Below are 1,236 nucleotides of genomic sequence, written 5' to 3'. Positions count from 1 at the left end.
CTAGTGCCGCATCAGGCTACGTTTGCCCTGTTGACGATTTCGTGTAGCCGTTGGTCCTCGACGTGCTTGTTCCGCCAGATGATGTAGCGCCGAATCATGGACGCCTGTTCGCGGTGACTGCCGTGGTCGGTGCCGTCGAGCGCGAAGTACCGCAACGCAGTGAACTGCGCCTCGATACGGTTCAACCATGAACTATTCGTCGGCGTGTACGCGATCTCGACGTTGTTCTCCTCGGCCCACTGGGCGACCCGTTGGCACTTCTTCGTCGTCAGATGCGGCGAGAAGTTGTCGCACACGATCGCCATGCGGACCTCGACCGGATACAAGGTGCGCAGGTACCGGCAGAACTCGAGAAACTTCGTGCGGTTCTTCGTGGACTTGACATGCCCATACAGCTTGTCCTTACCGAGGTCGTACGCGGCGAACAAATGCCGCACCCCGTGCGGACGGGTATAGGTTGCCCGCCGACGGCGCCTGGGTTCGCGATCCGGATCCTTGTGCTTGCCCCCACGTTCGGCCCACTGCCGGCCCGGATGCGGCTGCAAGTTCAAAGGCCCGAACTCGTCGAGGCAGAAGATCACCTGTGGCTCATCGGAGTCGGGTACGACCTCGCCGTCGGCGATGGCGTACAGGTGCTCGACACGGGCCTTCTTGGCCTTGTAGTCCGGGTCTTTCGACCGCTTCCAGGTTTTCACTTTCTGAAACGAGACACCCTCCTCGCGGAGCAGCACGCGCAGACCCTCGTGGCTGATGTCGTCGACCACCCCCTCAGCGACCAGGAACTCGGCGAGTTTGGTCAGGCTCCAGGTCGAGAACGGCAGATCGTGTTCGGTCGGGGCAGATTTGGCGAGCTTCTTGATCTCGCGGCGCTCGGGCAGCGTGAACGTCTTCGGTCGGCCACCGGCGTATTTCGGGTACAGCGAATCGAATCCGTCGGCATTGAAGTTGTGGATCACATCGCGGACCCGGTCAGCGCTGGTAAAGCTGACCTCGGCGATCTTGGGCACCGGCATGCCCTGAGCGGAGAGCAGGATCATCTGAGCGCGCCGCCAGGTCACCACCGATCCGGTGCCGCGGCGGATGATCCGCACCAACCGTCTGCCGTCGTCATCGTCGAGCTCTCGCACCCGTACTCGCTCTGCCACCCGACCAGACTGACCGATGCCCTGACCGACACACCGCAACCTGTCGGCGTGTCGGTGACAACAGGGCAAAGGCTCCCGGGCGCGGCACTAG

1 protein-coding gene is annotated in these 1,236 nt (G+C 62.6%); it reads right to left on the bottom strand.

What is annotated here, in order from left to right; genetic code table 11:
• Positions 1-11 precede the first annotated feature (11 nt).
• On the bottom strand, positions 12-1,145 hold the full coding sequence (locus AB0B25_RS32150) for an IS630 family transposase (protein WP_357187615.1): 1,134 nt from the start codon (positions 1,143-1,145) through the stop codon (positions 12-14).
• Positions 1,146-1,236: the final 91 nt, after the last annotated feature.

It is taken from the genome of Nocardia sp. NPDC049190 (genome assembly GCF_040648115.1).
GTDB lineage: Bacteria > Actinomycetota > Actinomycetes > Mycobacteriales > Mycobacteriaceae > Nocardia.
The sequence above is the reverse complement of the archived record's forward strand: the minus strand, read 5'-3'. Positions and strand labels throughout refer to the sequence as shown.